21 protein-coding genes are annotated in these 25,625 nt (G+C 69.1%); 15 read left to right on the top strand and 6 right to left on the bottom strand.

The features are described 5' to 3' along the window. Positions 1–79: 79 nt before the first annotated feature. From ABID41_RS02670 to ABID41_RS02610, 13 genes are all read left to right on the top strand, one after another. Positions 80–1,468 (top strand): hypothetical protein, encoded by a 1,389-nt coding sequence (locus tag ABID41_RS02670; protein ID WP_331930520.1) that lies wholly within the window; start codon positions 80–82, stop codon positions 1,466–1,468. Positions 1,469–1,529: 61 nt separating this feature from the next. Further along, positions 1,530–2,606, top strand: coding sequence for a c-type cytochrome biogenesis protein CcmI (gene ccmI, locus ABID41_RS02665; protein ID WP_354297135.1), 1,077 nt, complete (start codon positions 1,530–1,532; stop codon positions 2,604–2,606). Continuing rightward, positions 2,603–3,100 carry a cytochrome c maturation protein CcmE gene (gene ccmE, locus ABID41_RS02660; protein WP_331928675.1) on the top strand — a complete coding sequence of 166 codons (498 nt, stop codon included), beginning with the start codon at positions 2,603–2,605 and terminating at the stop codon, positions 3,098–3,100. The genes ccmI and ccmE overlap by 4 nt, the downstream gene beginning before the upstream one ends. Then, positions 3,097–5,073 carry a heme lyase CcmF/NrfE family subunit gene (locus ABID41_RS02655; RefSeq protein ID WP_354297134.1) on the top strand — a complete coding sequence of 659 codons (1,977 nt, stop codon included), beginning with the start codon at positions 3,097–3,099 and terminating at the stop codon, positions 5,071–5,073. Before ccmE ends, ABID41_RS02655 begins: the two co-directional genes overlap by 4 nt. Then, positions 5,070–5,507, top strand: coding sequence for a cytochrome c-type biogenesis protein (locus tag ABID41_RS02650; protein ID WP_354297133.1), 438 nt, complete (start codon positions 5,070–5,072; stop codon positions 5,505–5,507). The genes ABID41_RS02655 and ABID41_RS02650 overlap by 4 nt, the downstream gene beginning before the upstream one ends. 160 nt (positions 5,508–5,667) lie before the next feature. Further along, complete coding sequence (locus ABID41_RS02645; RefSeq protein ID WP_331931035.1) at positions 5,668–7,269, top strand: Do family serine endopeptidase; 1,602 nt, start codon at positions 5,668–5,670, stop codon at positions 7,267–7,269. 25 nt (positions 7,270–7,294) lie between these two features. Continuing rightward, positions 7,295–7,966 carry a response regulator transcription factor gene (locus ABID41_RS02640; RefSeq protein WP_331931033.1) on the top strand — a complete coding sequence of 224 codons (672 nt, stop codon included), beginning with the start codon at positions 7,295–7,297 and terminating at the stop codon, positions 7,964–7,966. Positions 7,967–7,981: 15 nt separating this feature from the next. Then, the gene (locus ABID41_RS02635) at positions 7,982–9,385 is read left to right on the top strand and encodes a sensor histidine kinase (protein ID WP_331931031.1); all 1,404 of its coding nucleotides are present in this window, start codon (positions 7,982–7,984) and stop codon (positions 9,383–9,385) included. Positions 9,386–9,446: 61 nt separating this feature from the next. Further along, the gene (locus tag ABID41_RS02630; protein WP_354297132.1) at positions 9,447–12,341 is read left to right on the top strand and encodes a bifunctional [glutamine synthetase] adenylyltransferase/[glutamine synthetase]-adenylyl-L-tyrosine phosphorylase; all 2,895 of its coding nucleotides are present in this window, start codon (positions 9,447–9,449) and stop codon (positions 12,339–12,341) included. A gap of 54 nt (positions 12,342–12,395) precedes the next feature. Further along, positions 12,396–12,803, top strand: a complete 408-nt coding sequence (locus ABID41_RS02625) for an EF-hand domain-containing protein (protein WP_331932742.1) — start codon at positions 12,396–12,398, stop codon at positions 12,801–12,803. A gap of 35 nt (positions 12,804–12,838) precedes the next feature. After that, positions 12,839–13,381: an RNA polymerase sigma factor gene (locus ABID41_RS02620; protein WP_331932741.1), complete on the top strand. Its 543-nt coding sequence runs from the start codon at positions 12,839–12,841 to the stop codon at positions 13,379–13,381. A 4-nt stretch (positions 13,382–13,385) separates the two neighbouring features. Continuing rightward, positions 13,386–13,814 (top strand): hypothetical protein, encoded by a 429-nt coding sequence (locus ABID41_RS02615; protein WP_354297131.1) that lies wholly within the window; start codon positions 13,386–13,388, stop codon positions 13,812–13,814. Further along, positions 13,814–14,290, top strand: coding sequence for a periplasmic heavy metal sensor (locus ABID41_RS02610; RefSeq protein ID WP_331929971.1), 477 nt, complete (start codon positions 13,814–13,816; stop codon positions 14,288–14,290). The genes ABID41_RS02615 and ABID41_RS02610 overlap by 1 nt, the downstream gene beginning before the upstream one ends. Before the next feature lie 94 nt (positions 14,291–14,384). On the opposite strand, the gene ABID41_RS02605 is transcribed toward ABID41_RS02610, so the two are convergent. The 3 genes from ABID41_RS02605 to ABID41_RS02595 form a co-directional block, all read right to left on the bottom strand. After that, positions 14,385–16,262, bottom strand: a complete 1,878-nt coding sequence (locus ABID41_RS02605) for a PAS domain-containing sensor histidine kinase (protein ID WP_331929969.1) — start codon at positions 16,260–16,262, stop codon at positions 14,385–14,387. An 84-nt stretch (positions 16,263–16,346) separates the two neighbouring features. After that, positions 16,347–18,965 carry an aminopeptidase N gene (gene pepN, locus ABID41_RS02600; protein ID WP_331929967.1) on the bottom strand — a complete coding sequence of 873 codons (2,619 nt, stop codon included), beginning with the start codon at positions 18,963–18,965 and terminating at the stop codon, positions 16,347–16,349. A gap of 90 nt (positions 18,966–19,055) precedes the next feature. After that, positions 19,056–19,616: a hypothetical protein gene (locus ABID41_RS02595; RefSeq protein ID WP_331929965.1), complete on the bottom strand. Its 561-nt coding sequence runs from the start codon at positions 19,614–19,616 to the stop codon at positions 19,056–19,058. A 130-nt stretch (positions 19,617–19,746) separates the two neighbouring features. Here ABID41_RS02595 and ABID41_RS02590 point away from each other — a divergent pair, with 130 nt between their 5' ends. Together ABID41_RS02590 and ABID41_RS02585 are read left to right on the top strand one after the other, a co-directional pair. Next, on the top strand, positions 19,747–20,868 hold the full coding sequence (locus ABID41_RS02590; protein WP_331929963.1) for an acyl-CoA dehydrogenase family protein: 1,122 nt from the start codon (positions 19,747–19,749) through the stop codon (positions 20,866–20,868). Positions 20,869–20,883: 15 nt separating this feature from the next. Further along, positions 20,884–22,110, top strand: coding sequence for an acyl-CoA dehydrogenase family protein (locus ABID41_RS02585; RefSeq protein ID WP_331929961.1), 1,227 nt, complete (start codon positions 20,884–20,886; stop codon positions 22,108–22,110). A gap of 71 nt (positions 22,111–22,181) precedes the next feature. On the opposite strand, the gene ABID41_RS02580 is transcribed toward ABID41_RS02585, so the two are convergent. The 3 genes from ABID41_RS02580 to ABID41_RS02570 form a co-directional block, all read right to left on the bottom strand. After that, on the bottom strand, positions 22,182–23,318 hold the full coding sequence (locus ABID41_RS02580) for a glycosyltransferase (protein WP_331929959.1): 1,137 nt from the start codon (positions 23,316–23,318) through the stop codon (positions 22,182–22,184). A gap of 186 nt (positions 23,319–23,504) precedes the next feature. Continuing rightward, positions 23,505–25,073 (bottom strand): vWA domain-containing protein, encoded by a 1,569-nt coding sequence (locus ABID41_RS02575; protein ID WP_331929957.1) that lies wholly within the window; start codon positions 25,071–25,073, stop codon positions 23,505–23,507. A gap of 342 nt (positions 25,074–25,415) precedes the next feature. Continuing rightward, entirely contained in the window at positions 25,416–25,598 is a 183-nt protein-coding gene (locus ABID41_RS02570) for a CsbD family protein (protein ID WP_331929955.1), read from the bottom strand. Positions 25,599–25,625: the final 27 nt, after the last annotated feature.

Genomic DNA, 25,625 nt, shown 5'->3' with positions numbered 1-25,625 from the left:
AGCTTTGCGAAACCTTAACTCCGGCGCGGCCAGTGTCGACGCTTGCGCGGAGACGGCTTCGCGCCGGAGCCAACTCGCCATGGCCGGCCTGTCCGACGACAAGATCGATATCGTCAGAGGCCTGGTGGCTGCGGCCCCAGACAAGGTTGTCAGCGGCCTGCAGAACGCCCTGGCGACGGCGGGCGGCGACACCGCGCTGGCGGGCGTCCGGCGGCTGGTCGAGGCCGAGATCGGCGAGCGCATTCTTCGCAACAAGGTGTTGGAGCCGGTCGCTCCGTTGTTTCGCAGCATGGCGGTCCCGAGCGATACGTTGGTCTTCGCCCCGGCGGCCTTTCCCCTGCTTTGGCGCGGCTTGCGTGCGGTCGCTTCGGACGAGGCCGAGCACGCGGCGCTGATCCTGCACGGCTACGAGCCTGGCGTGACGAGCGCCGAGCCCTTCGATCTGCTGACCGATCGGCTGGCGGACGAGATCGACGCGAAGGGCCAGCCGGACATCGTCGCCGCCCTCAAGATTCTCGATGAAGCCCGTCCGGGCGCATCGGCCAGTCTGCGGACCTGCCTGAGCATCGCGCCGATCGTCCGGCGCGCGACGATGAAGCTGCCGGACTGGATCGTCCGGACGACGCAGGAACGGGCGACCGCCGCCCGTATCGCCTATCGCGACGCCTGCCGGGGAGGAGAAGACCGCGGGCCGCTGTTCTTCGAGATGCTGGCGGGGCAGCTCGCCGAGCCCTGGACCATCCTGCGGATCGTCTCTGCTGTGATGGACAAACCGGCCGAGAGCTACATGGCCGGTTCAGAACTGGCCTCCTTCGCCGTCCGGCTCATGGACGCCGTCGATCTCGGCGTAAAGGCGCTGGCGGGCTTCGATCTGCAGGACGGGGAGGCGGCGGCCGTCGAGGCGGCAAGGGCGGTCGAGGTCCTGACGCTCCAGATTTCGGAGCTCGAAAGCAACATCGAGCTGGCGCGCGACGGCGTCTGGGGCGCGCGGATCCAGAAACAGAAGCAGGTGTTCGCGACGACGGTCGAAAGGCGCGTGCGCGAACTGCCCAAGCTCATCAACGCCGCTCTGCCAAGCCAGCGGGTTCGCACCGCGCGCGCCATGGTTTCCGAACCGCGCCTGGACGCCCGCCCCGACCCGCAGCAGGTGGAGGCCTGCCGCAGCCTGCTGGCCTTCATCGAGGGGGTTCGGGCCAGCGCCAACCATGGCGGGTTCGCATCCGCCCGCAGTCAGGTCATCGAAAAGGCCGCCGAGGCTCTCGATGAGTATGTCGAGGAGGTGCTGGACGCCGTCCGCGACGGCGCGGCGCCTCACAACGATATCGCCGAGCATCTGCTGGAGGCGGCGGCCGAGTTCATCGGTCGGCTGCGGGAGCCTCGGGCGGGCGACATCGTTCGCCGCAGGGCCGCCGCGGCCTTCGCGGTCGTGGCCCCCCGGCGCAGGGGCGGAAGCTTCCTGGCCGGGTAGTTCGCGCATGCGCCGATCGGCCCAGTAGAACTGGCGCACGCTTTCGTATAAAGGCCGCGCCATGATCGCATTCTGGGTGGTTGCGGGCGTCCTTTCGGCGCTTGGCGCCGGCCTTATCCTGTGGAGTTCGGCGCGCGCGGCTCGAGCCGCGGGAGCGAACGATCCCACGACCGCGCTCTATCGCCGCCAACTTCGGGAAATCGACGATCTGGCCGAGCGCGGCCTCATCGCCGAGAGCGAACGGGGCGCGACCCGAGCCGAAGCCGCCCGCCGCCTGCTGAACGCGGCCGATAGCCACGCCGTCGCCTGGACCGCCGACGTCGGCTTGCGAAAGCCGGTCCTGGCGGTCGCCGCCCTGACGCCGTTGATCGCCCTCGGCCTCTATTTCGTCATCGGTTCCCCCGGCTTCCACGACCAGCCCTTCAAGGCGCGGGTGGCCCAGTGGCGTGCGGCCGATCCGGCCAGCCTGACGGCCCCGCAGATGGTGGTCGTGCTGCAGACCCTGATCGGCGAGCGTGGCGGCGATCCCGACGCCTATGGCTATCTCGCCCAGGCGGAGATGGCTTCCGACAATCCCAACGGCGCGTTGCGCGCCATGCGGCGGGCCGTCGAACTGGCCCCCGATCGCGCCGACCTCTGGGAGGAACTTGGCGAGGTCTTCGTGGTCCAGGCCCAGGGCGAGGTGACCGCGCAGGCCAAGCGCGCGTTCGAGGAAGCGCTCAAGCGCGACCCGAAGGCCGTGAACGCCCGCTTCCATCTGGCTCGCGCCGAGATCGACGCCGGCCAGCGCGAGCAGGGGCTCGCCGCCTGGCGCGCCCTGGCCGAAGAGCTTCCCGCCACCGACCGGCGGCGTGTCGCCGTGCGTCAGGCTATCGCCAGGGTCGAAGGCGCGCCGGCGCCCAAGTTCGACAACGCCCAGAAGTCCGCGATCCAAGGCATGGTCGCCGGTCTCGCCGCGCGCCTCGAGGCCGAGCCCGACGACCCGGAGGGGTGGGTGCGGCTGGTGCGCTCCTACGCGGTGCTCGGCGACGCGGCCAAACGCGATCAGGCCCTGGCCTCGGCTCGCGCTCGTTACGCCGGCGAACCTGAACTCCTGCAGGCTTTGGACGCCGCGGCCAAGACGGAACCCATGCAATGAGCGGCTGGCTGCCGAAATCCCCCAAGGCGCGTCGCCGCCTCTATCTGATCGCAGCCATCGCGCCGGTGCTCGCCCTGGCGGCGGGGCTGACCCTGTGGGGCCTCTCGGATTCGATCTCGTTCTTCTACACCCCGGCCCAGGCCGCTGCCGCCAAGCCGCCTCCGGGGCGTTCGGTGCAGCTCGGCGGCCTGGTGCAGCCGGGGAGCGTGGTCAAGCACCCCGACGGCCGGGTCGAGTTCGTCGTCGCCGACCAGCAGGCCACCGCCACGGTCCACTTCTCGGGCGACCTGCCCGACCTGTTCCGCGAAGGGCAGGGGATCGTCGCGACCGGTTCGTTCCGCAAGGACGGCGAGTTCGAGGCCCGCCAGGTGCTGGCCAAGCACGATGAGCGCTACATGCCGCGCGAAGTCTCCAAGGCGCTGAAGGAACAAGGCGAATGGCGCGGCGAGGGCTCGCCGCCACCGAGCTACCAGACGGACGCCGCCCAGCCATGATCGTCGAAATAGGAGCCTTCGCCCTGGCTTTCGCCCTGGCGCTGTCCCTGGCCCAGGCGATCCTGTCGGCCGTGGCGCGCGTGCGTCGCTCGTCGGTCCTGGCCGGGGCGGGGCAAGGTGCGGCCATTGCGGCCTTCATCGCGCTCGCGATCGCCTTCGCGAGCCTGATGTACGCCTTCGTAGTCTCGGATTTCTCGGTCGCCAACGTGGCGGCCAATTCCCATACCGCCAAGCCGTTGCTTTATCGGGTGGCCGGGACCTGGGGCAGCCATGAGGGCTCAATGATGCTCTGGTGCCTGGCCCTGACCGGCTGCGGCGCTGCGGTCGCCGCCTTCGGTCGTGACTTGCCGGCCGGCCTCAAGAGCCTGACGATCACCGTCCAGGGCCTGCTCGGCGTGGTCTTCCTGGCCTATACGGTCTTCGCCTCGAACCCCTTCGTGCGGATAGCGAACCCGCCGGTCGAGGGCCGTTCGCTGAACCCGCTGCTGCAGGATCCGGCGCTGGCCTTCCACCCGCCGGCCCTCTACCTCGGCTATGTCGGCATGTCGGTGGTGTTCTCCTTCGCCGTCGCCGCCCTGATCGAGGGGCGCGTGGACGCGGCCTGGGCGCGCTGGGTGCGTCCCTGGACCCTGGCGGCCTGGGCCGCCCTGACCGTCGGCATCACGCTCGGCGCCTTCTGGGCCTATTACGAACTCGGTTGGGGCGGCTGGTGGTTCTGGGACCCGGTCGAGAACGCCAGCTTCATGCCCTGGCTGATCGGCGCGGCGCTCTTGCATTCGGCCATCGTGACCGAGAAGCGCGGGGCGCTGACCGGCTGGACGGTCTTCCTGGCGCTCGCGGCCTTCTCCTTCTCGATGCTGGGCGCCTTCCTGGTCCGCTCCGGCGTGCTGACCTCGGTCCACGCCTTCGCAGTCGATCCGACCCGCGGCGTCCTGCTGCTGATGATCCTCGGCGTCACCGCGGGCGCGAGCTTCGCGCTCTTCGCCTGGCGCGCGCCGACCCTAAGCCGCGGCGGTCTCTTCGCGCCGATCAGCCGCGAGAGCGCGCTGGTGCTGAACAACATCCTCCTGGCCGCCGCGACGACGACCGTGCTGCTGGGCACGCTCTATCCGCTGATCCGCGAGGCTGCGACGGGCGAGGCGATCTCCGTCGGCCCGCCCTTCTTCAACCTGACCTTCATGCCGCTGATGGCGGCGCTCATCCTGATCCTTCCGGCCGGCCCGCTCCTGGCCTGGAAGCGGGGCGACCTGCAGGGCGTGATCCAACGCTTGTGGGTCGCCGCCCTCATCGCGCTGGCCTGCGGCCTGGCGGCCTTCGCCCTCATCAGCCCGCGCAAGGCCTTCTCGGCGGCGGGCGTGGCCATGGGCGCCTGGCTGATCCTCGGCGCCCTGGTCGAACTGGCCGAGCGCACCCGCGCCTTCCGCGTCTCGGCCGGCGAGAGCTGGCGGCGGTTCGTCGGCCTGCCGCGCGGGGCCTGGGGCATGACGCTGGCTCACCTGGGGCTGGGCGTGTTCGTTCTCGGCGCCTGCTTCGAGACCGGCTGGAAGGTCGAGGCAGCCCAGACCCTGCCGATCGGCGGGCGGCTGGCGCTCGGCGAATACAGCCTCGTGCTCGACGACATCCGCGGCGTCGATGGTCCGAACTACGAGGCCGAGCGCGGCCTGATGCGGGCCTTCAAGGGCGAGAAGCTGATCTGCGAACCGACGCCAGAGCGCCGCCTTTATTCCACCGGCGGCCAGACCACGTCGGAAGTCTCCATCTGCACTCGGGGCCTCGATCACCTCTATGTCGTCCTGGGTGAACGGCGCGACGCCGCCGGCCAGCCTGTCTGGCTGGTCCGGGCCTACTGGAACCCCCTGGCGCTGCTGATCTTCCTCGGCCCGGCGATCATGGCCGTCGGCGGCCTGGTCTCGCTGAGCGACCGGCGCATGCGGCTGGCGGCCGGGCGCCGCCTGGTGGAGGCCGCGGCATGAAGCGGCTGCTGGCGGCCATGGCGGCCATCCTCTGCATCGCCGCGGCGTCCGATCCGGCCGAGCGCTTGCCCGATCCGGCGCAGGAGGCGCGAGCCCGCGAGCTCTTCCGCGAAGTCCGCTGCCTGGTCTGCCAGAACGAGTCGATCGACGACTCCAACGCCGAGCTGGCCGCCGACCTTCGCCGGCTGGTGCGCGAGGAGATCAAGGCCGGGAGGACCGACGATGAGGTCCGCAAGTATCTCACCGATCGCTACGGCGAATTCGTGCTGCTGAAGCCGGCGTTTTCCTGGGGCAACGCCATGCTCTGGGGAGCGCCGCTCCTGGTGGTGCTTGCAGGACTGCTGCTGCTGGTGCGCAATTTCCGCAACCGAGTCGAGGCGGACGAGCTTACGCCTGACGAGGTCGAAAGACTGAACCGGCTGTCGCGCGATTGAGCGGCGTGACAAGATTGCGCCAAACAAAGACCGCTATGAAGCGCCGAGCGTGACCTAAACGTAACTTGAGGGACGTTGCGCTCTCAGGCATCGAACCTAGGTTGTCGGGTAAGGGGCCCTGGTGTTGAGTCCCGTCGCCCCACAGGGAAATTGAAGGCTTATGACCTCGAAGAAGACCGGTTACCTCCTCGGCGCTCTTGCAGGCGTGGGCGTCGCCACCGCAGCCCTGGCCGGCGCCAATCTGTCCGACCAGCCCCGCACCAGCTCGACCATCGACCGCAGCCTGCTCATGCGGACGTCGACAGCCCCGATCTTCGCGCCACCGCCCGGCGCGCCGCTGTCCTTCGCCGATATCTTCGAAAAGGTTTCGCCGGCCGTCGTCTCGATCAACGTGACCTCCGAGATGGACGCCTCGGCCCTGCGCCGCGTGCCGGGCTTCGAGAATTTCCCCTTCGACATCGTTCCCCGCGGCCAGGCTCCGGGCGGCGAGGGCGAGGACGAGGAGGGCGGACAAGGGGGCCAGGGCGGTCAGGGCGGTCAGGGCCGCAACCCGCGCCTTCCCAGCCAGCAGTCGTCTGGTTCCGGCTTCTTCATCTCGGCCAACGGATACATCGTCACCAATAATCACGTTGTCGAGAACGCCAAGGAAATCAAAGTCGTGCTCAAGGACGAGCGCGAGCTGACCGCCACCATCGTCGGCCGCGACGAAGGCACCGACCTGGCGGTCCTGAAGGTGGAAGGCTCGGGCTTTCCCTATGTGAACTTCGAGAACGCCGCCAAGCCGCGCGTGGGCGATTGGGTCATTACCGTCGGCAACCCCTTCGGCCTCGGCGGCACGGCGACGGCCGGGATCGTCTCGGCCTATGGCCGTGACATCGGCGAGACTTTCGTGGACTTCATCCAGATCGACGCGCCGATCAACCGCGGCAACTCGGGCGGCCCGACCTTCGACATCTACGGCCGGGTCATCGGGGTCAACACGGCGATCTTCTCGCCGTCCGGCGGCTCGGTCGGCATCGGCTTCGCGATCCCGGCGGATCTGGCCGACTCGATCACCAAGCAGCTCATGTCGGGCGGCAAGATCACCCGAGGCTACATCGGCGCGACGGTCCAGAACTTCACGTCCGAGATGGCCGAGGCCCAGGGTATGGCCGACCAGCGCGGCGCGATCATCGCCAACGTCGCGCCTGGCGGTCCGTCGGAGAAGGCCGGCCTTCAGTCGGGCGATATCGTGACCTCGGTCAACGGCGTTGCCGTGCGGACCTCCTCGGAGCTCACCCGCGAGGTGGCCAAGGCCAAGGCCGGCGACGTGCTTCGCCTCGACGTCATCCGCGCCGGCAAGCGCCGCGCGGTCGAGGTCCGTTCCGGCGTGCGTCCGACCGAACGCGAACTGGCCTCCAACGACAACCAGCAGGGCGGTGGCGGCCGCGAGGGCTCGGAAGGTCCCGGCGCCCAGGCTCAGCGCCCGGTCGTGCTCGGGCTGGCGCTTGCGCCCCTGGACGACGCGGCCCGTCGCCGCCTGAACCTTGACCCGGGCTTCCGCGGCGTCCTGATCACCAGTGTCGATCAATCCTCCGATGCGGCGCTCAAGGGCCTGCGTCGCGACGACGTGGTCGTGCAGGCCAACGGCGTTCCGGTGACCACTGCGGCCGAACTCTCGGCGGCGGTGACCGCGGCCAAGAAGGCCGAACGCCAGAGCGTGCTTCTGGGCGTGCATCGTGGCGGCCGGACCTCGTTCCTGCCGATCCGGATCAGCGAATAGGCGCAAACGGCGGGGGCCGCGAACGATGCGTATCCTGATTGTCGAGGACGATCTCGAAGCAGCCGGGGTGATGGACCGCGGCCTCACGGAGGCGGGACACGAGTGCGTTCGCGCCGCCGACGGCGAGGAGGGCCTTTCGGCCGCCCATGCCGGCGACTTCGACGTGATGATCGTCGACCGGATGATGCCGCGCATGGACGGCGTCAGCATGGTCCAGACCCTGCGGCGGGAGGGGGACGGCACGCCGGTCCTCTTCCTCTCGGCCCTGGGTGAGATCAACGACCGCGTCGAAGGCCTCAAGGCGGGCGGCGACGACTATCTGGTCAAGCCCTACGCCTTCGCCGAGCTGATCGCCCGGGTGGAGGCGCTGTCGCGTCGCCGCGAGACCGGTTCGGTCCAGACCCTGCTGCGGGTCGGCGAGCTGGAGATGGACCTCATCGGCCGCACCGTGCATCGCCAGGGCAAGGAGATCGACCTTCAGCCCCGCGAGTTCCAGCTCCTGGAGTTCATGATGCGCCACGCCGGCCAGTCGGTGACCCGCACCATGCTGCTTGAGAAGGTCTGGGAGTACCATTTCGACCCGCAGACCAACGTCATCGACGTCCATGTCTCGCGCCTGCGTTCGAAGATCGACAAGGGCTTCGATCGGCCGATGCTGCAGACCGTCCGCGGCGCGGGCTATCGTCTCGACCCTTAAGGCTGGCTTGGCGTCATGCGCCTGCCCAGGCTTTTCCGCACGACGCCGTTTCGGCTGACGCTGCTCTTCCTGGCCCTGTTCGCAGCCGCGGCCAGCGCCTTCCTCGCCTACATCTATCTCGCCACCGCCGGAGAGGCGACGCGCCGCACCGACCGTAACATCACGCGGGAAATGCGCTCGCTCGTGGCGGCCTATGACCGCGCTGGGATCGACGCGGTCAATCAGTCCCTGATCGAGCGGGCGTCCAGCGAGCGACCCTTCCTCTACCTGCTCATGAAGCCGGACGGCACGCGGATATCCGGCTCGATCGCCGAGACGCCGATCGAGGGCGGCGCCAGCGCGGCGCCCGCCCGCGCGAGCTTCTCCGTCACCGACTACGACGCCCAGGGCCGTATGGTGAAGCACCCGGCCCGCGGTTTCCAGGAGCGGCTGAGCGGCGGCGAGGTGCTGTTCGTCGGCGCCGACATCAGCGAGGACCAGGCCTATGTGGTGAAGATCGTCCGGGCCCTCTGGGGCGCAGGCGCCCTGGTCATCCTACTCGGTCTCGCGGGCGGCTTGCTCGTCAGCCGCAACGTCTCGCGCAGCATGGGCGCGCTCAACGACGTGGTGACGGCGGTGCGCAACGGGGAGTTCGGCGCTCGGGCCGCGGTACGCGGCGCCCGTGACGAGTTTGACGAGCTTTCGGAGGGCATCAACGAGATGCTCGACCGGCTGGAGCGGTCCATGGCCGGCCACCGCCATGCGGGCGACGCCATCGCCCACGACCTTCGCTCGCCCCTGACGCGCCTGCGCGCGCGGCTGGAAACGGCCTATCTCGACGTGGAAGCCGGCAAGGGCGACGCCAAGGAAGCCCTCGGCCAGGCCCTCGAGGACACCGATGGCGTCCTGAAGACCTTCTCCGCCGTCCTGGCCATCGCCCGCCTGCAGGCGGCCGGCCGCGCGCCCGACCAGACCGTCTTCGACCCGGCCGAACTGGCTGGCGACCTGGCCGAGCTCTACGAGCCGACCTGCGAGGACAAGGGCCTGGAGTTCGGCTCCGAACTGACCCGCGACCTCCAGGTCCGCGGCAATCGCGAGTTTCTGGCCCAGGCGCTGGCCAACATCCTGGACAACGCGGTCAAGTACACGCCCGTCGGCGGCGCCATCATGCTGCGGGTCCGCCGCCGCTCTTCCGGCGAGATCGAGTTCTCGGTGACCGACACCGGCCCCGGCGTGCCGGACGAGGATCGCGCCCGCGTCGTCGAGCGTTTCGTGCGCCTGGAAAACAGCCGCAGCGAACCCGGTTCTGGTCTCGGCCTCTCACTGGTCGCGGCCGTGGCCGAGGCGCACGACGGCCGGCTGGAGCTTTCGGAAGGGCCCGGCAAGGTCGGCGACATGGGGCCGGGATTGCGGGTGGCCCTCATCCTCCCGCGGGCCTGATGGCGGGCCTTCGCCAAGCTCGTAGTGAAATCTCTATCGTCGCGCGGCTAAGGTCTTTTCGATGACTCAACTCGTCGATTCCATGCGCCCCTGCGGGCCGATCGCTGACCCGAAGGCCGCCGAGCGTGCGCGCAACGTCCTGGTCGAAGCCGCTGTGCGGGACGGCTGGGAAGATCTGCTCGACAAGGCTTGGCCGGCCCTGGCCCCGGTGTTCGGCGCCTCGCCCTACCTCACCAGCCTCGCGCGCCGCGACGTTGGGCGGCTTCGCGCCCTGATCGAGAGCGAGCCGACCGCTCGGTTCGAGGATCTGCTGCTCCGCACCGCCGCCCAAGCTTCCTCCGACTGGGAGGGCGCGAAGTCCGGCCTGCGCAAGCTGAAGGCCGAGGCGCACCTGCTGATCGCCCTGGCCGACCTGGGCGGTGTCTGGAGCCTGGATGCGGTGACCGGCGCCCTGGCCCGCTTCGCCGACGCTGCTCTGGCCGCCGCGCTGGTGGTCGCCGCCCAGGCCGAGCTCGACGCCGGACGCCTGACCCGGCTGGGCTCGGGCGCGGAAGGGCCGGTCCCCGGCTGGTTCTGCATCGCCATGGGCAAGCACGGCGCCTACGAGCTCAACTATTCCAGCGACATCGACATCTCGGTCTTCTACGAGCCGGACGCATTGCCCGTGGCCGAGGGCGTGGAGACCCAGGCCTTTGCGGTCCGGCTGACCCACCGCCTCGCCGAACTCATGCAGGACAAGACCGGCGACGGCTACGTCTTCCGCGTGGACCTGCGCCTGCGCCCCGATCCGTCCTCAACGCCGCCGGCCGTGCCAGCGCCGGCGGCCTTCGACTATTACGAGAGCGTCGGCCAGAACTGGGAACGGGCGGCCTTCATCAAGGCCCGGGCGGCGGCCGGCGATATCCCGCGCGGGCGGGCCTTCCTGGAAGAACTCGCCCCGTTCATCTGGCGCAAGAACCTCGATTTCGCGGCCATCGCCGACATCCACTCGATCAAGCGCCAGATCCACGTCCACAAGGTCGACGACCGGCTTACCGCCAAGGGCATGGACCTGAAGCTGGGCCGAGGCGGCATTCGGGAGATCGAGTTCTACGTCCAGACCCAGCAGCTCATCCTCGGCGGCCGTCACCCGGACCTGCGCTCGCCGCGGACCCTGGACGCGCTGCACGCGCTGGAAGCGGCTGGCCACGTCTCCAGCCAGACGGCGGCGGAACTGACAGAAGCCTATGCCCAGCTTCGCGCCGTGGAGCATCGCATTCAGATGCTGGCCGACGAGCAGACCCACCGGCTCCCGGAATCCGACAACGAGCGCAAGCGCGTGGCCGCGCTCTACGGCTATGACCGTGTCCGCAGCTTCGACGCCGCCATCGAGAAGGTTCTGAAGACCGTCAACCGCCGCTATGGAGAACTCTTCCCCGACGAGGAGGCGCTGTCCTCCAAGTACGGCAGCCTGATCTTCACCGGCGTGGACGACGATCCGGAGACCCTGGCGACCCTGGCCCGAATGGGCTTTTCCAATCCGGCCCTGGTCTCGCAGACCATCCGCTCCTGGCACCACGGCCACATTCAGGCGACGCGGACGGAGCGGGGGCGGGAGCTCTTCACCCGGCTGGCGCCGCGCCTGCTGGAAGCGGCCCAGGCCACCGGCTCGCCCGACGCCGCCTTCAACCGCTTCGAGGCCTTCTTCTCCAAGCTGACCTCGGGCGTGCAACTCCAGTCGCTGTTCCTGGCCCAGCCTCGGCTGTTCGAGCTGATGGTCCAGGTCATGGCCTTCGCGCCCAAGCTGGCCAACACCCTCGCCCGTCGGCCGGCGGCGCTCGACGCCCTGCTCGACGGCGCCTTCTTCGCCCAGATCGACAGCGAGGAAGACCGCAACGTCATGGCCCTGGCCCTCTCGCAGGCCGATGGCTTCGAGGAGGCCATGGACGCCGTACGGCGGGCCCATCGCGAGCAGGCGTTCCGGGTCGGCGTCCAGGTGATGAGCGGTGCGGCCAGCGCCGAGATCGCCGGCCGGGCCTTCGCCGACCTCGCCAACATCTGCATCGAGGCCCTCGCGCCGGTCGCCCTGGCCGAGGCCGTGCGCCTAGGTGGCGATTTCGAAGGCGACGTCGCCGTGATCGCGCTCGGCAAGTGCGGATCGCGCGAGATGAGCGCAGGCTCGGATCTCGACCTGATGACCCTCTATCGGGCCGCCGACCCGGCCGGGGTCTCGACCATCAAGGGCTGGAGCGCGGACGTCTTCTATGGCCGCTTCACCCAGCGCCTCATCGCCGCGCTTTCGACCCCGACCGCGGAGGGCGGGCTCTACGAGGTCGACATGCAGCTTCGTCCCTCGGGGACCAAGGGGCCGGTCGCCGTCAGCTTCGCGGCCTTCGAGGACTATTACGAGCGCGAGGCCGAGACCTGGGAGCTTCTGGCGCTCACTCGAGCGCGGGTGGTCTGGTCGAGCAGCCCGGCCTTTGCGGCCGATGCGGTCCAGGCCATCGAGACCGCCCTGCGTCGGCCGCGCGACTGCAAGCGCACAGCCGCCGACGTGCGCGAGATGCGCGCGCTGATGGCCCAGGAACGCCCGCCCAAGGGCGACTGGGATCTGAAACTGTCGCCCGGCGGCTTGGTCGACATCGAGTTCGCCGCCCAGTTCCTCCAGCTCGCCAACGCCGCCGAGGGCGGTCCCCTGCGGCAGAACACGGCCGAAGCCCTGGCGGCCTTCGACGGCCTGGCGCCGGCCGGCGCGCTCGCCGCCCTGCGTAAGGCCTGGACTCTGCAGCAGGACCTCACCCAGCTCCTGAAGGTGGCGCTGGGCGACAATGGCGACCCGACCGAGGAGCCCAAGGCCTTCCGCGCCCTGCTGGCCCGGGCTGGCGGAGCGCGCGACTTCCGCAGCCTGACGACCAGGCTTGAAACCGCCCGCAAGGCCGCTCATCAGGCCTATGCTGAGATCGTCAGCGACGGATAACCGCGCCGGCTGCGTTCAACCCTTCGAAACGACGCTGCTCGAAGGGATTTCCGTATGAAGGCTCTGGTTCTCGCCGCCGCCCTGGCCATGACCACCGGCATGGCGCATGCCCAGGCGCCGGCCGGCGCCCGGGACGGCGACGGCGATGGTCGTGTCTCGCCGGCCGAGTTCGCCAAGGCCGAGAATACGGCCATGCTTGCCCGGCTGGACACCGATCGCGACGGCAAGATCTCCCGCGCCGAGATGCGCCCAGTGTCCGATCGCGCGCCGGAGGGCTCCAAACGCACCGAGCGCCTGGCGCGCATGTGGGCGCGCTCGGACGTCAACGGCGACGGCTTCATCGACCGGGCGGAGCTTGACGCCGGCGCCAAGCGGCGCTTCGACAAGCGCGACGCGAACAAGGATGGCTGGCTGACGGGGAGCGAACTCTCGAGCCAGGGCCGGATCCGTGGCAAAGGTTGACGAGCGGCTTGAGGCGACCCTGGCCGAGGTGAGGCTTGGACGATCCCGACGAGGAATTGCTGGCGCGCGTGGGGCGGGGGGATCCTGCCGCCGTTCGCGCCCTCATGGGGCGCAAGCTGCCGCGGGTGCTTGCCCTGGCCCAACGCATGCTCGGCGACCCCGCCGAGGGGGAGGATGTGGCTCAGGAGGCCTTCCTCCGGGCCTGGAAGCAGGCGCCGCAGTGGAAGCCGGGCCAGGCGCGCTTCGACACCTGGCTGCATCGCGTGGCGCTCAATCTCTGCTACGACCGGCTTCGAAGGCGGCGGGAGGTTACTGTGGCGCTTGTGCCTGAACGTGCCGATGAAGGCCCGGCCCCGGACCGGGGATTGCAGGCTCGGGATATCGGGACCAGGGTCGCCGCCGCGATGCAGGCCCTGCCGGACCGCCAGCGGGAGGCGATCGTGCTTTGCCATTATCAGGAGCTCTCGAATATCGAGGCGGCCGGGCTGATGGGCGTCAGCGTCGATGCGCTGGAGAGCCTGCTGGCGCGGGGCCGCCGCAACTTGCGGGGGGCGCTCTCGGACATGGCGGGACATTAGTCGAATGACCTACGAACGCTTTCAGCAACTCGCCGAGGCCTATGGCGGCGACATGGCCCGCTGGCCCGTCGCCGAACGCGACCAGGCCGCGCTGTTCATGGCGCAGGAGCCGGACCTCGCCCGGCGCGTCCTGGAGGCGGACGCCGAACTTGACCTGCTGCTGGACGGCTGGCGGATGCCCGCGGCCTCCGTGAGATTGCAGGACACGATCCTCGCCGCTGCGCCCGCGTCGCGCCGACGCGGCCTGAACCCCATGGCCTGGCTTTGGGGCGCGGGGGCTGGCGCGGGGCTCGCGGCCGCCTGCGCGGCGGGGCTGGTCCTGGGCGTGGCGCTGTCGGATGCGGCGCCGCTGCAGCCTACGGACGAAGCCGTCACCGCAGCCCTGGCGAGCTATGACGAACTGTCGGGCCTCGGTGTGGGGGAGGGAGCCTAGTGAGCCGCAAGTCGCTGTTGATCGTCCTGTTCGTGTCCCTGGCCCTGAACCTCTTCCTGATCGGAACCGTGGCCGGAGGCCTGGTGGTCGGCCAGCGGTTCCGGGCGGCCCATCCGATGCCGGCGCGGGTCGGCGTCCAGCCGCCGCTCTGGCGCGCGGCCGATGGTCTTTCACAGGAGCAGCGCAACGCCTATCGCGCCGCCCTGCGTAGCGGCGGGCCGCAGATGCGCGACGCCATGCGCCAGGTGCGGGTCGCCCGTCAGGACGCCTGGCGCGCACTGGCGGACGAGCCTTTCGACGCCGCGGCCGCCCGGCGACGCCTCGCCGAGATCAGGACGCAGGAAGCCCGGGCCAGGGGCCTGGTCGACGACAAGGTGGTCGATTTCGCCGCCGGCCTCTCGCCCGCCGAACGGACGATCCTCGTCAAGGGCCTGACTGAGCCCCGCGGCCGGGGCGAGCCGCCGCACCGCCGCTAGAGCCCTTTAGGGGCTAGATGGAAAACATCTAGTCCGTTGAAAAAGCTATATTTTCTTAAGTTTAGAGCGCGCTTACGCTTTCGCCTAACGCGCTCTAGGCGGCGACCACGCCCTTGGCCGGACTGTCGCCGGCCTGCTGCAGCGGAACGGTGAAGCTGACCAGCGTCCCTTCGCCGGGCGCGCTCTGCACGTCCAGCAGGCCGCCGTGCATCTCCACCAGCGACTTGGTGAGCGCCAGCCCGAGTCCGGTCCCCTGGGTGGACTTCGCGTGCTGCTGGCTCTCCACCTGCTCGAAGGGCCGGGCGAGCCGCGGCAGGTCGTCCTGGGCGATGCCGATGCCGGTGTCCTGCACGCTCACACGAACATGATCGCCCAACGGGCCGCGGCGGCCCTCGGCCTTGATGGTGATGCGCCCGCCGCGCGGCGTGAACTTGATGGCGTTCGAGAGGATGTTCAGCAGCACCTGCTTCAGCGCGCGATAGTCCGCCTCCACCTCCGGCAGCGGTGGCAGCTCAATGGCCATGACGAGGCCGGCCGCCTCGGCGCGGTTGCGCACCAACCGGACCGCGTCCTCGACCACCTCGTCCAGCGCCAGCGGCTCGAACCGCAGGTTCATCTTCCCGGCCTCGATCTTCGACATGTCGAGGATGTCGTTGATCAACGCCAGCAGATGCTGCCCCGAGGACAGGATGTCCTGCGCGTAGCCCTTGTAGCGGGTGTCCCCCAGCGCCCCGAACATCTCCCCGACCATGATCTCGGAGAAGCCGTTGATGGCGTTCAGCGGCGTGCGCAGTTCATGGCTCATATTGGCCAGGAATTCGCTCTTGGCCTTGTTGGCCCCCTCGGCCCGGACCTTCTCGGCCTCGTACTTGCGGGCCAGTTCGGAGAGCTGCTCCTGGCTGCGTTCCAGGTCGGCCACCAGCGCCTGGAGCTGCGCCTCATTGCGCCTGCGGGTTTCTTCCTGCGACTTGATCGCGGTGATGTCGCTGGCGGTGATCACCAGGCGGCCCTCGGCCGTCCGCCGCTCGGATATCTGGACCCAGCGACCGTCGCGCAACTCGGCCTCGTGCACTCCCGGCTTGCCGTTCAGGCTCGGCGTGGCCTGCCGGACGGCAAGCCTGGCCATGCGATCCACCTGTTTGCGGGTCACGCCCGGCTTGAGCACGCTGGAATCCAGCGCAAAGAAGCTGCGGAAGTTGTGATTGCAGAGCAGCAGGCGGCCGTTGCGGTCCCAGAGCACGAAGCCCTCGGAGACGCTTTCAATGGCGTCGCGCAGCCGCCCTTCCGCCGCTTGCGCGCGGGCCTGAGCCTTGCGCTCTTCGGTGACGTCGAGCGCCACGCCGATGATGCGGGAGTAGCCCTCGTCAGTCGGCTGGCCGAAAGCCTGGCCGCGGGCGTCCACCCAGACCGAGCGCCCGTTTGTCGCCGCAGCCGTTCGGAACGAAACGTCGAACACGCCATAGATCGCCGCCGTCGAGAGCGCCTGGCGCAGGCGGTCGCGGTGATCGGGCGCGACCCGATCGAGGATGCTCTGCCCGGGCACGATCCCGCTTGCGCCCAGTCCGAGGATCGCCGCGGTGACGTCTGACATGAAGATCTCGTCCGTCGAGAGGTCCCATTCCCAGATGCCGCACCGGGCCGCTTCCGCCGCCATCCGGAAGCGCTGCTCGGAATCGATGAAGGCCTGCTGCGCGTTGGCGACGCGGCGGCCTTCCAGGACCAGGATCAGGCCGATGAGGCAGGCCAGGGCCGCGGGCGCCGCCAGCCAGGCGATCTGCCGGGCGTCGAGGCCGGCGAGCGGGCGGGAAGCCTGGATCACCGCAACCAGAGTGCAGACCAGCAGCAGGGTCGAGAGCAGGGCGATGCGCGCGAAGGTGCGGCTGGCCGCGAGCCTGCCGCCTGCAACGGCCGCGCCGCGCAGGTGACTTGGCCGAGAGCCGGTCACATCCTTGCCGCCTCCGCGTCCGGCCAAAGCCCCGCCGCTCCTGCGCCCGATTCACCTAGGCCGTGAGTCTACGCATCCTTGACGGGCGCGTCACGCACCACTGGCGCAGGTTCAGTCGGCCAGCGCCTTGGTGGCCAGTTCGTAGACGTTCTTCGACAGGCCTTCGGTTCCGGCGATCCGCTCCAGCTCCTTGCGCATCAGAGCGCCGAGCTCGGGCTTGTAGCGACGCCAGCCGCCGAGGGGCTCGACCAGCCGAGCCGCGGTCATCGGGTTGAAGCCGTCCACTGCCAGGATCTGGTCGGCCAGGAAGCGGTACCCGGCGCCGCTCGGGTCGTGGAACCTGGCCGGATTGAAGTTGGCGAAGGTCGAGACCAGCGCCCGCAGCCGGTTGGGGTTCTTCTCGTCGAAGGCCGGATGCGCGGTCAGGCCCATGACGCGGCCCAGCGCGCTCTCGTCGGGATCGCGGGCCTGCAGCGCGAACCACTTGTCGATCACCAGCGGTTCGGCCTTCCAGCGTTGGAAGAAGTCCGTCAGCGCGTTCTCGTAGAGGTCGCCGCCGATCTGCATCAGGGCCGAGAGCCCGCCCATGGCGTCGGTCATGTTCGCCGCCGCGCGATAGTGTCCGTCGGCGAGTTCGCCGGTCTCGGCGCGCGGGTTGGCCGCCAGCAGGTCGAGCGCGGCGTTGCGCAGGGCCCGGCGTCCGGCGCTGGCGGCGTCCGGCGAGAATTCGCCCAGTTCCTGCAGCCCGATATGCAGGCGCTGCAGGTCTTCGGTCAGGTGCAGCGACAGGCGTAGCCGCAGGGCGTCGCGGGCGGCGTGGATCGCCGCCGGATCGGCCGGCGCCATCGCCAGGGCTAGATCGGATTCGCTGGGCAGGGCCAGCAGCAGGGCCTTGAAGGCTGGGTCCGAGGCCTGGTCGTTGAGCGCGCGGCCCAGGGCCTCGGCATAGCGCTCTTCGCTCACCTCGTCTGCAGCGCCCTTGGCGCGGGCCAGGATCAGGGCGCGGGCCAGTTCCTGCCCGGCCTCCCAACGGTTGAACAGGTCGGCGTCACCGGCGAGCTGGACATAACGGTCGGAGGCCCGCGCATCGGTGGTCAGCTCGACGGGCGAGGAGAAGCCTCGCAAGGCCGATACCACCGGCGCGGCGTCCACGCCGGTCAGGGTGACCTTGGCGCTCGCCTGGTCCAGCACGATCAGGGTTTCGTCGGCCGCCTGGCCGTCGCGCTCGAAGGCAAGGGTCCGTCCGTCGCCGTCCAGCAGCCCCAGGGTGACTGGGATCGGCAGCGGCTTCTTGGTCGGCTGGCCTGGCGTCGGCGGAGTTTCCTGCGCCAGCTCCAGTTCCAGCGTCCGGGCCGCCGCGTCATAGCTTTGCTTGAGCGAGACCCTGGGCGTCCCGGCCTGCTCGTACCAGGCGAAGAAGCCCTCGAAATCGCGGCCGGTCACGTCGGCGAAGCAGCGGATGAATTCCTCCACCGTGGTGGCGTGGCCGTCCCAGCGCTCGAAATAGAGGTCCATGCCCTTCCGGAACGCCTCGGGACCGATCAGGGTCTTCAGCATCCGGATCACCTCCGACCCCTTCTCGTAGATGGTCGCGGTGTAGAAGTTGTCGATTTTCAGATAGCTGGACGGCCGCACCGGGTGGGCCAGCGGCCCCTGATCCTCGGCGAACTGCCGGGCGCGCAGCGCTTTCACGTCCTTGATCCGTTGCACCGCATGGCCACGCATGTCGGCCGAGAAGCTCTGGTCGCGGAAGACGGTCAGGCCCTCCTTCAGGCAGAGCTGGAACCAGTCACGGCAGGTGATCCGGTCGCCGGTCCAGTTGTGGAAGTATTCGTGGGCGACGACGCTCTCGATCCGCTCATAGTCCATGTCGGTGGCGGTCGCCGGATCGGCCAGCAGGAGCGAGGAGTTGAAGATGTTCAGCCCCTTGTTCTCCATCGCCCCGAAGTTGAAGTCACGCACGGCGACGATCATGAAGAGGTCCAGGTCGTACTCGCGCCCGAACGTCTCCTCGTCCCACTTCATCGAGCGCTTGAGCGCGTCCATGGCGTAGGCGGCGCGCGGCGCCATGCCCGGATCGACATAGATGCGCAGGTCGACCGTGCGGCCGGTCATGGTGACCAGCTTGTCTTCCAGCACGTCCAGTTCGCCGCCCACCAGGGCGAAGAGGTAGCAGGGCTTGGGGAAGGGGTCGTTCCAGACGGCGAAGTGACGCCCGCCAGGCAGCTCGCCGGCATCGATCAGGTTGCCGTTGGACAGCAGGTGCCGGAACTTGCGGTCGGCCTCGATCCGCACCGTGAAGCGAGACAGCACGTCGGGCCGGTCCGGATACCAGGTGATCTTGCGGAAGCCTTCGGCCTCGCACTGGGTGCAGAAGCGGCCGCCGGACATGTAGAGGCCTTCCAGCGCCTTGTTGTTCTCCGGGTCGATCTCGACCTCGGTCTCCAGCACGAAGGCGTCGGGCGCGTTCGGGATGGTCAGGAACTCGGCGTCGATGGTCCGCTCGGCTTCCGCCAGCACCCGTCCGTCGATCGCCACCGAGACCGGCTTCAGCCGCTCGCCGTTCAGCACCAGCGGCTGGGCGTGCTCGCCGTTGCGCCGCACCGTCAGCTTCGCCTTCACCCGCGTGGTGTTCGGCGCCAGGTCGAAGTCCAGCCGGACCTCGTCGATCAGAAAGGCGGGTGGGGCGTAGTCGGCGAGCCGGATCGGCTGGGGCGTGTCTGTGCGCATCCGAAGGATGTAGTCCCCCGCGAGCGCGGCGCCAACGGAGAGAGCTCCGAAGGTTTCCTTCTCCCACGGGGGAAGAAGGGAAGTTAGGCGTCACTCGGTGGTCAATGGAGCAGGGCTCGCCGCCGGCGCCTCTCGAATGCGCCGGTCCAGCCTGGCGAACGCTTCGGCGAGGCGCTGCAGCTCAGGCGGGGCGTCGCCGGCGCTCTCGTCCACCAGCCGCATCACCGCCCGCGCCAGGGTAAGTAGGCGTGGCGCGCTGGCGATCAGCCGAGCCTGCTGTTCGATCCTGCCTGGCGCCCGGTCATACTCCGCCCCTGGGACCCGCCAGCCGCCCCAGTCGGCTTCGTCGGTCACCACGACGGGATAAGTCCCGGGGTGCGGATGGTGGGCGCAGTCCTCTTCGGTCTGCCACTTGTTCCGCGCCCGCATCAGCCGCCAGGCGCCGCCCTCTCCGACCGTTTCGACGGTGGCGTCCGCCTCGGCGCGCAGTTCGTGCGCCTGGAACTCGCGCCCCAACCCGACCTCATAGGTCACGCGCACGGGTTCATCGAAGCCCTTGGCCCAGACCGGCACGATCTTCTCGATCACCGCCCAGGCGCCGACGCTTTCGACCCAGACTTTCTGGTTACGTTGAAATACCGCCTTGGCCATACCGCCCCCGGAGCCTCGCCAGCGCGGCATAAGACGCTGAATTTCTTGACGCGAGGTCAATCTTTTCTTGGCTCGCCGCCCGCGTATGTTGGCCGCGAGCATCGGCGAAACGATGACGGGACGGGCGGAAATGAACTTCGACTTCTCTGACGATCAGAAATTCCTCAAGGGCGAGGCGCGCAAGTTCCTCGAGGCGAACTGCGCGACTTCGCGGGTGCGCAAGGTGCTCGACGACGAGTCCGTCGCCTACGACGAGGCGCTCTGGAAGCAGGTCGCCGCTCAGGGCTGGCTCGGCGCGGCCATCCCCGAGCAGCACGGCGGTCTGGGCCTTGGCCGGCTGGAGCTCTGCGTGATCGCCGAGGAGCTGGGCCGGGTGGTCGCCCCGATCCCCTTCGCCTCCACGGTCTACTTCCTGGCCGAAGCGATCATGCTGGCCGGTGACGACGCCCAGAAGGCGCAGATCCTGCCGAAGATCGCTGCCGGCGAGGTGATCGGCGCGGTGGCGACCTCCGAAGGCCCTGGCGTCACGGGCCCCGCCACGCTTCAGGCCAGCGTCGAGGGCGGCAAGCTCTCCGGCGTGAAGATCCCGGTCACCGACGGCGACATCGCCACGCTCGCCCTGGTGCTGGCCAAGGAGAACGGCAAGCCGGGGCTTTTCCTGGCCGACCTTGCCCACCCCAGCGTGAAACGCGAGGCGGTCCGCACGCTCGATCCGACGCGCGACGCCGCCAGGCTCGTCTTCGACCAGACCCCGGTCGCCCGCCTGGGCGCCGCCGGCGAGGGCTTTGCGCTGCTGGAACAGGTCTTCGATCGCGCCGCCGTCCTCCTGGCCTTCGAACAGACCGGCGGCGCCGACCGCTGCCTGGAGATGGCCAAGGCCTACGCGCTTGAGCGCTACGCCTTCGGCCGGGTGATCGCCTCCTACCAGGCCATCAAGCACAAGCTGGCCGACATGTACGTCAAGAACGAGCTGGCCCGTTCCAACGCCTATTACGGCGCCTGGGCGCTGAACACCGACGCGCCGGAGCTGCCGGTCGCGGCCAGCGCCGCGCGGATCGCCGCCAGTGACGCCTTTTGGTTCGCCTCCAAGGAGAACATCCAGACCCACGGCGGCATCGGCTTCACCTGGGAAATGGACTGCCACCTCTATTACCGGCGCTCGCGCCAGCTTTCGCTCGTGGCCGGCGCGCCGCGGGTCTGGAAGGAGCGGCTGGTCAGCCATATCGAGCGCCGCAACGCGCAAGCCGCCTGAGGCGAGGAGAAGGTCATGGATTTCAACGACTCCCCCGAAGAAGCCGCCTATCGCCAGAAGGTCCGCGAATGGCTCGCCGCCAACGCGCCGAAGAAGGTCGAGAGCGCCGATCCCGAGGGCGGCGACGACCTCGCCGCCGCTAAGGCGTGGCAGGCCAAGAAGGCGGCCGCCGGCTACGCCTGCATCACCTGGCCCAAGGAGTGGGGCGGGCAGGGCGGCACGCCGGTCCAGAACGTCATCTTCAGCCAGGAAGAGGCGAACTACCCGACCCCCGGCAATCCGTTCCAGATCGGCCTGGGCATGTGCCTGCCGACGGTGATGACCTTCGCCGACGAGGCGACCAAGAAGCGCTTCGTGGGGCCGGCGATCCGTGGCGAGGAGATCTGGAGCCAGCTCTTCTCCGAGCCGGCCGGCGGCTCAGACGTCGCCGGTTCCCGCACCAAGGCGGAGCGGGCGCCTGACGGCTCGGGCGACTGGATCATCAACGGCCAGAAGGTCTGGACCACCGGCGCGCAGTTCTCCGACTATGGCATCGTGATCGTCCGCACCAACCCCGACGTGCCCAAGCACAAGGGGCTGACCATGTTCTGGATCGACATGAAGGATCCGGCGGTCGAGGTGAAGCCGATCCACCAGATGTCCGGCGGCTCAGGCTTCAACGAGGTGTTCTTCACCAATCTGCGAGTGAAGGACAGCCAGCGCCTCGGGGCGGAGGGCGATGGCTGGAAGGTCAGCCTGGTGACCCTGATGAACGAGCGTCTCGCCGTGGGCGGGGCGACCGGCTCCGGCTGGTCGGAGTTCATGGAGGCCGCGCGCCAGACGCCGAGCCTCGACGGCGGCTCGGCCCTCAAGGACCAGGCCCTGCGCGAGAAGCTGGCCGACTGGTACGTCCAGGCCGAGGGGCTCAAGCACACCCGCAACCGCACCATGACCGCCCTGTCGCGCGGCCAGACGCCCGGGCCGGAAAGCTCGATCGGCAAGATCATCTCAGCCGGCCAGATGCAGGATCTCGCCAATACGGCGATCGAGATGCTGGATCAGTACGGGATCATCAACGACGAGACCCTCGCGCCGCTCAAGGCGTCCTTCCACTGGTCGCTGATGTTCGCGCCTGGCCTGCGCATCGCCGGCGGCACCGACGAAATCCTGCGCAACATCATCGCCGAGCGTGTCCTTGGCCTGCCCGGCGACATTCGCGTGGACAAGGACATCCCGTTCAAGGACCTGCCGACCGGGCGGTAGGGTTCTTCGCCCCTTTTCCCTTCAGCGATCGTCATCCCCCGGCCGCGTGAGCGTGCCCGGGGATGGGCCGGTCAGGCGCTCATCGCCACCGGTGTGGCGGCGGCGCGGCCGGCCACCAGTTCGCCGTAGATCCGGGTCAGCGCCTCGAAGGTGTTGTCCCAGCGATGCCGTTGCTCGGCCCGGCGCCGGGCGGCCGCCTTGATCGGGGCAAGGTCGCGGGCGAACAGCGCCTCGATGGCCTCGGCCATGCCGGCCGGATCGACGGTGGCGGCGCGTTGCCCGACCTGCTCGTCGATCATCTCCGAGACACCGCCGCGCGAGGGCCCCACCACCGGCAGGCCGGCGGCCAGCGCCTCCAGCACCACCAGGCCGAAGGGCTCGTTTTCGTTGGCGTGCACCAGGGCGTCGCAACTGGCGATGATCCCGGCCAGCTTCACCGGATCGCGCTCGTAGCCCATCGGGATGACGCGCGACGAGTAATGGGTGTCCTTGCCCGCGCCGACCAGCAGCAGGTGGTAGGGCGCGCCCAGGCGCTCGACGGCGCAGATCAGGCTCTCGATGTTCTTTTCGCGGGCCGGACGGCCGGCGAACACCAACAGCCGCGCCTCGGCGGGAAGCCCCAGCTTGCGGCGCAGCTTCTGCGGGTCGGCCTTGCTGGGATGGAAGAGGTCGGTGTCGACGCCCAGCGCCTGGACGCTCACCCGCTCCACCCCGCCCTCAGCCAGGCGCTGGGCGATGTGGCGGCTCGGCGCGACCACGCGGTCGAACCGCTGGAAGGTGGCCGCCCAATGCTTCATCGCCGGCGCCTCGGCCCATTCGCCGAAGTGCAGCGCCGCCAGCGCCGCCGCGTCGGTGTGGCAGAAGCCGACCACCGGAACGCCCAACGCCTCGCCGGCCTCCAGCGCAGCGTGGCCGGGTACGAACATGTCGCCGGCTTCGATGATGTCCGGCTCCAGCATCCGGATCACCGTCTCCCACTTCGTGGTCGAGGCCGGCATCCGATAGCCGTCGCCGAAGGGCAGGCGCGCCGCCGCCACAGTGACGACGCCGTGCGACGCAAGCCCGGTGGTCGCGCCGGGCACGACCAGGGTGTGATTGATGTCGGGACGCCGCTTGTTCAGCCAGTCGCGCTTCTCATGGAGGTATCGCTTCACCCCGCCGGAGCGAGGAGCGTACATCATCGTCGTGTCGATTAGGTGGAAACCCATGCGACCTGGGGCGCCAAAATGCGGAGCTTCTAAAGGGTCCAAGCGTATCAGATTCTCTGTACGCGAGTCGGTGACGTCGAACACCCGCCGCCTCCCTGTTTACGACGGAGCCCTAACGAACGGGGGCAGATTTGGTTCTGAAATCGAACTGCGTTCATCCAAAAAATAGGCGGACGCCGGAGCTTTTCAATCCCCCTTCGGAACAGCTTCGCCGGCGGTCCTGGCGAGCTGCACGAACTCGGCCCGCAGCCCGAACGGATCGTCCCCGCGTGCGCCCTGGGCGATGTCGATCACCTGCGGCCAGCCGAAGCTTGCATCGATCCGCGGATCGCGCTTCAGAAGCTGGCCGAAGCCCGCCACCGACACCGCCCACCGGCTGGCCTCCGGCGCCGCCGCCAGGGAAGCGTAGGCGTCGCCCCGGCCGATGGCGCGCTCGATCAGGCGCGAGTTCGCCTCGCCCGGCAGCTTGTAGCGCACCTTCAGATAGGCCAGCTCCGATCCGGTCGCGGCCGGGTGCTCGGACACGCCATAGCGCAATGGGTCGCTGGAGGGCCGCGCCCCGGCCGGAGTGATCTCGTAGAGCGCGGTGACCGAGGCGTTCGAACCCACCTCGCCGGCGTCGACCTGGTCGTTGTTGAAGTCCTCCCGGGCCAGCATCCGCGTCTCGTAGCCGATCAGCCGGTATTCGCTCACCTGCGCCGGGTTGAACTCGACCTGGATCTTCACGTCGTCTGCGATCGGGAAGAGCGAGCTGGAGAAGTCCTCGCGGAACAGCTTGCGGGCCTCGCTCAGGGTGTCGACGTAGGCCGCGGTCCCGTTCCCGTTCTGGGCCAGGGTCTGCATCATGGTGTCGTTGTAGTTGCCGCGACCGAAGCCGTAGACCGACAGATAGACCCCGCTCTTGCGCTGGTCGGACACCAGATCCTTCAGCCTGGCCGGATCGGCGACCCCGACGTTGAAGTCGCCGTCGGTCATCAGGATGACCCGGTTCACCGCCTTGGGATCGAAGTTCTGCTTGGCCAGGTCGTAGGCCAGGGCCAGTCCCTGGCCGCCGGCGGTCGATCCGCCCGCCCGCAGCGCGCCCAGCGCGCAGCGGACCTTCAGCTTGCTGCGCCCGTCGGTCGGGGCCAGCACCGCCCCAGCCGATCCGGCATAGGCGACGATCGCCACCCGGTCCTTCGGTCCGAGCTGGTCGACCAGCAGGTTCATCGCCTTGGTCGCCAGCGGCAGGCGGTCGGGGCCCCACATCGAGCCGGACGTATCCACCAGGAACACCAGGTTCAGCGGCGGCTGGGTTTTGCTCGGCAGATCATAGCCTTGCAGCCCAATGTGAACGATTTGCCGGTCCTTCGACCAGGGCGAGGGAACGACCGCCACATAAGGGGCGAAGGGCTCCTGCCGGCTCGCCGGCTGGCGATAGCCGTAGTCGAAATAGTTGATCAGCTCCTCGACCCGCACCGAGTCCGCCGGCGGCCGCGCGCCCTCGTTCAGGAAGCGGCGGACATTGGCGTAGGAGGCGGTGTCCACGTCGACCGAGAAGGTCGAGACCGGGTCCTGCGCGACCTGCCTGATCGGATTAGCCTGGGCGTTCGGGTAGCGCTCGGTGTCCGCCTGCGGCGGAAACGTCATGACGATGGGCGGCCTTCGCGGTGCGGCGGTGGGCGCGACGGCCTGTCCGGTGACGGTGACCTCGTCGAGCCGCTTCTGCACCGGCGGGACCGGCAAGGGCGGAATGGCCGGCATCGGAGCCTGCATGAAGGCTCGCCTGCCTCTGAGGGTGATCGGTTCGCCGCCCTGCGGGCCGGTTGGAAATCCCAGCGCCTCGCAGGCCGCTGGAGTCGGGGTTCCATCGCCGCTCGCTGGAGCGGCCATCGGCTCTGCCGGCCCCGACAACGCCATAAGTCCCGCCAGACCCAGCACCGACGCGTTACGCACACTGGCCGACATGGCGAACCTCCCGCCTGCTGCTTCTCAGGGTAGAGCTTATGGCCCCGCTTGCGGCGAAATCTCGGCGGTATGGCGGCTGGTCGAAGGCTGGCGCGAAAAAGGCCGCGCCTTGCGGGACGCGGCCTCTTCGCTCTCGTCGTTGTCTTGCCGCTAGTGCTTCAGCGCATCGCGCGCGGCGTCCTTCAGATCGCCCACGCCCTTCTGCACCTTGCCGACGATCTTCTCGCGTGCGCCCTCGGCTTCCAGGCGACGGTTTCCGCTCGCCTTGCCGACGGCCTGCTTGACCGAGCCGGCGGTCTGCTTGGCGGCGCCCTTCACGGTGTCCTTGTGCATCACCTTCTCCTTAAGCGGTGTGTATGG

The sequence above is a fragment of the Phenylobacterium koreense genome (genome assembly GCF_040545335.1).
GTDB classification, from domain to species: Bacteria; Pseudomonadota; Alphaproteobacteria; order Caulobacterales; family Caulobacteraceae; genus Phenylobacterium; species Phenylobacterium koreense.
This window is presented reverse-complemented; position numbering and strand designations above follow the sequence as displayed.

Coding starts and splice junctions, on each gene's coding strand:
- ABID41_RS02575 (WP_331929957.1), bottom strand. CDS start 25,073: ATGCAGGCTCCGATGCCGGCCATTCCGCCCTTGCCGGTCCCGCCGGTG.
- ABID41_RS02670 (WP_331930520.1), top strand. CDS start 80: ATGGCCGGCCTGTCCGACGACAAGATCGATATCGTCAGAGGCCTGGTG.
- ccmI (WP_354297135.1), top strand. CDS start 1,530: ATGATCGCATTCTGGGTGGTTGCGGGCGTCCTTTCGGCGCTTGGCGCC.
- ABID41_RS02595 (WP_331929965.1), bottom strand. CDS start 19,616: ATGGCCAAGGCGGTATTTCAACGTAACCAGAAAGTCTGGGTCGAAAGC.
- ccmE (WP_331928675.1), top strand. CDS start 2,603: ATGAGCGGCTGGCTGCCGAAATCCCCCAAGGCGCGTCGCCGCCTCTAT.
- ABID41_RS02635 (WP_331931031.1), top strand. CDS start 7,982: ATGCGCCTGCCCAGGCTTTTCCGCACGACGCCGTTTCGGCTGACGCTG.
- ABID41_RS02590 (WP_331929963.1), top strand. CDS start 19,747: ATGAACTTCGACTTCTCTGACGATCAGAAATTCCTCAAGGGCGAGGCG.
- ABID41_RS02640 (WP_331931033.1), top strand. CDS start 7,295: ATGCGTATCCTGATTGTCGAGGACGATCTCGAAGCAGCCGGGGTGATG.
- ABID41_RS02585 (WP_331929961.1), top strand. CDS start 20,884: ATGGATTTCAACGACTCCCCCGAAGAAGCCGCCTATCGCCAGAAGGTC.
- ABID41_RS02625 (WP_331932742.1), top strand. CDS start 12,396: ATGAAGGCTCTGGTTCTCGCCGCCGCCCTGGCCATGACCACCGGCATG.
- ABID41_RS02615 (WP_354297131.1), top strand. CDS start 13,386: ATGACCTACGAACGCTTTCAGCAACTCGCCGAGGCCTATGGCGGCGAC.
- pepN (WP_331929967.1), bottom strand. CDS start 18,965: ATGCGCACAGACACGCCCCAGCCGATCCGGCTCGCCGACTACGCCCCA.
- ABID41_RS02650 (WP_354297133.1), top strand. CDS start 5,070: ATGAAGCGGCTGCTGGCGGCCATGGCGGCCATCCTCTGCATCGCCGCG.
- ABID41_RS02630 (WP_354297132.1), top strand. CDS start 9,447: ATGACTCAACTCGTCGATTCCATGCGCCCCTGCGGGCCGATCGCTGAC.
- ABID41_RS02570 (WP_331929955.1), bottom strand. CDS start 25,598: ATGCACAAGGACACCGTGAAGGGCGCCGCCAAGCAGACCGCCGGCTCG.
- ABID41_RS02655 (WP_354297134.1), top strand. CDS start 3,097: ATGATCGTCGAAATAGGAGCCTTCGCCCTGGCTTTCGCCCTGGCGCTG.
- ABID41_RS02645 (WP_331931035.1), top strand. CDS start 5,668: ATGACCTCGAAGAAGACCGGTTACCTCCTCGGCGCTCTTGCAGGCGTG.
- ABID41_RS02580 (WP_331929959.1), bottom strand. CDS start 23,318: ATGGGTTTCCACCTAATCGACACGACGATGATGTACGCTCCTCGCTCC.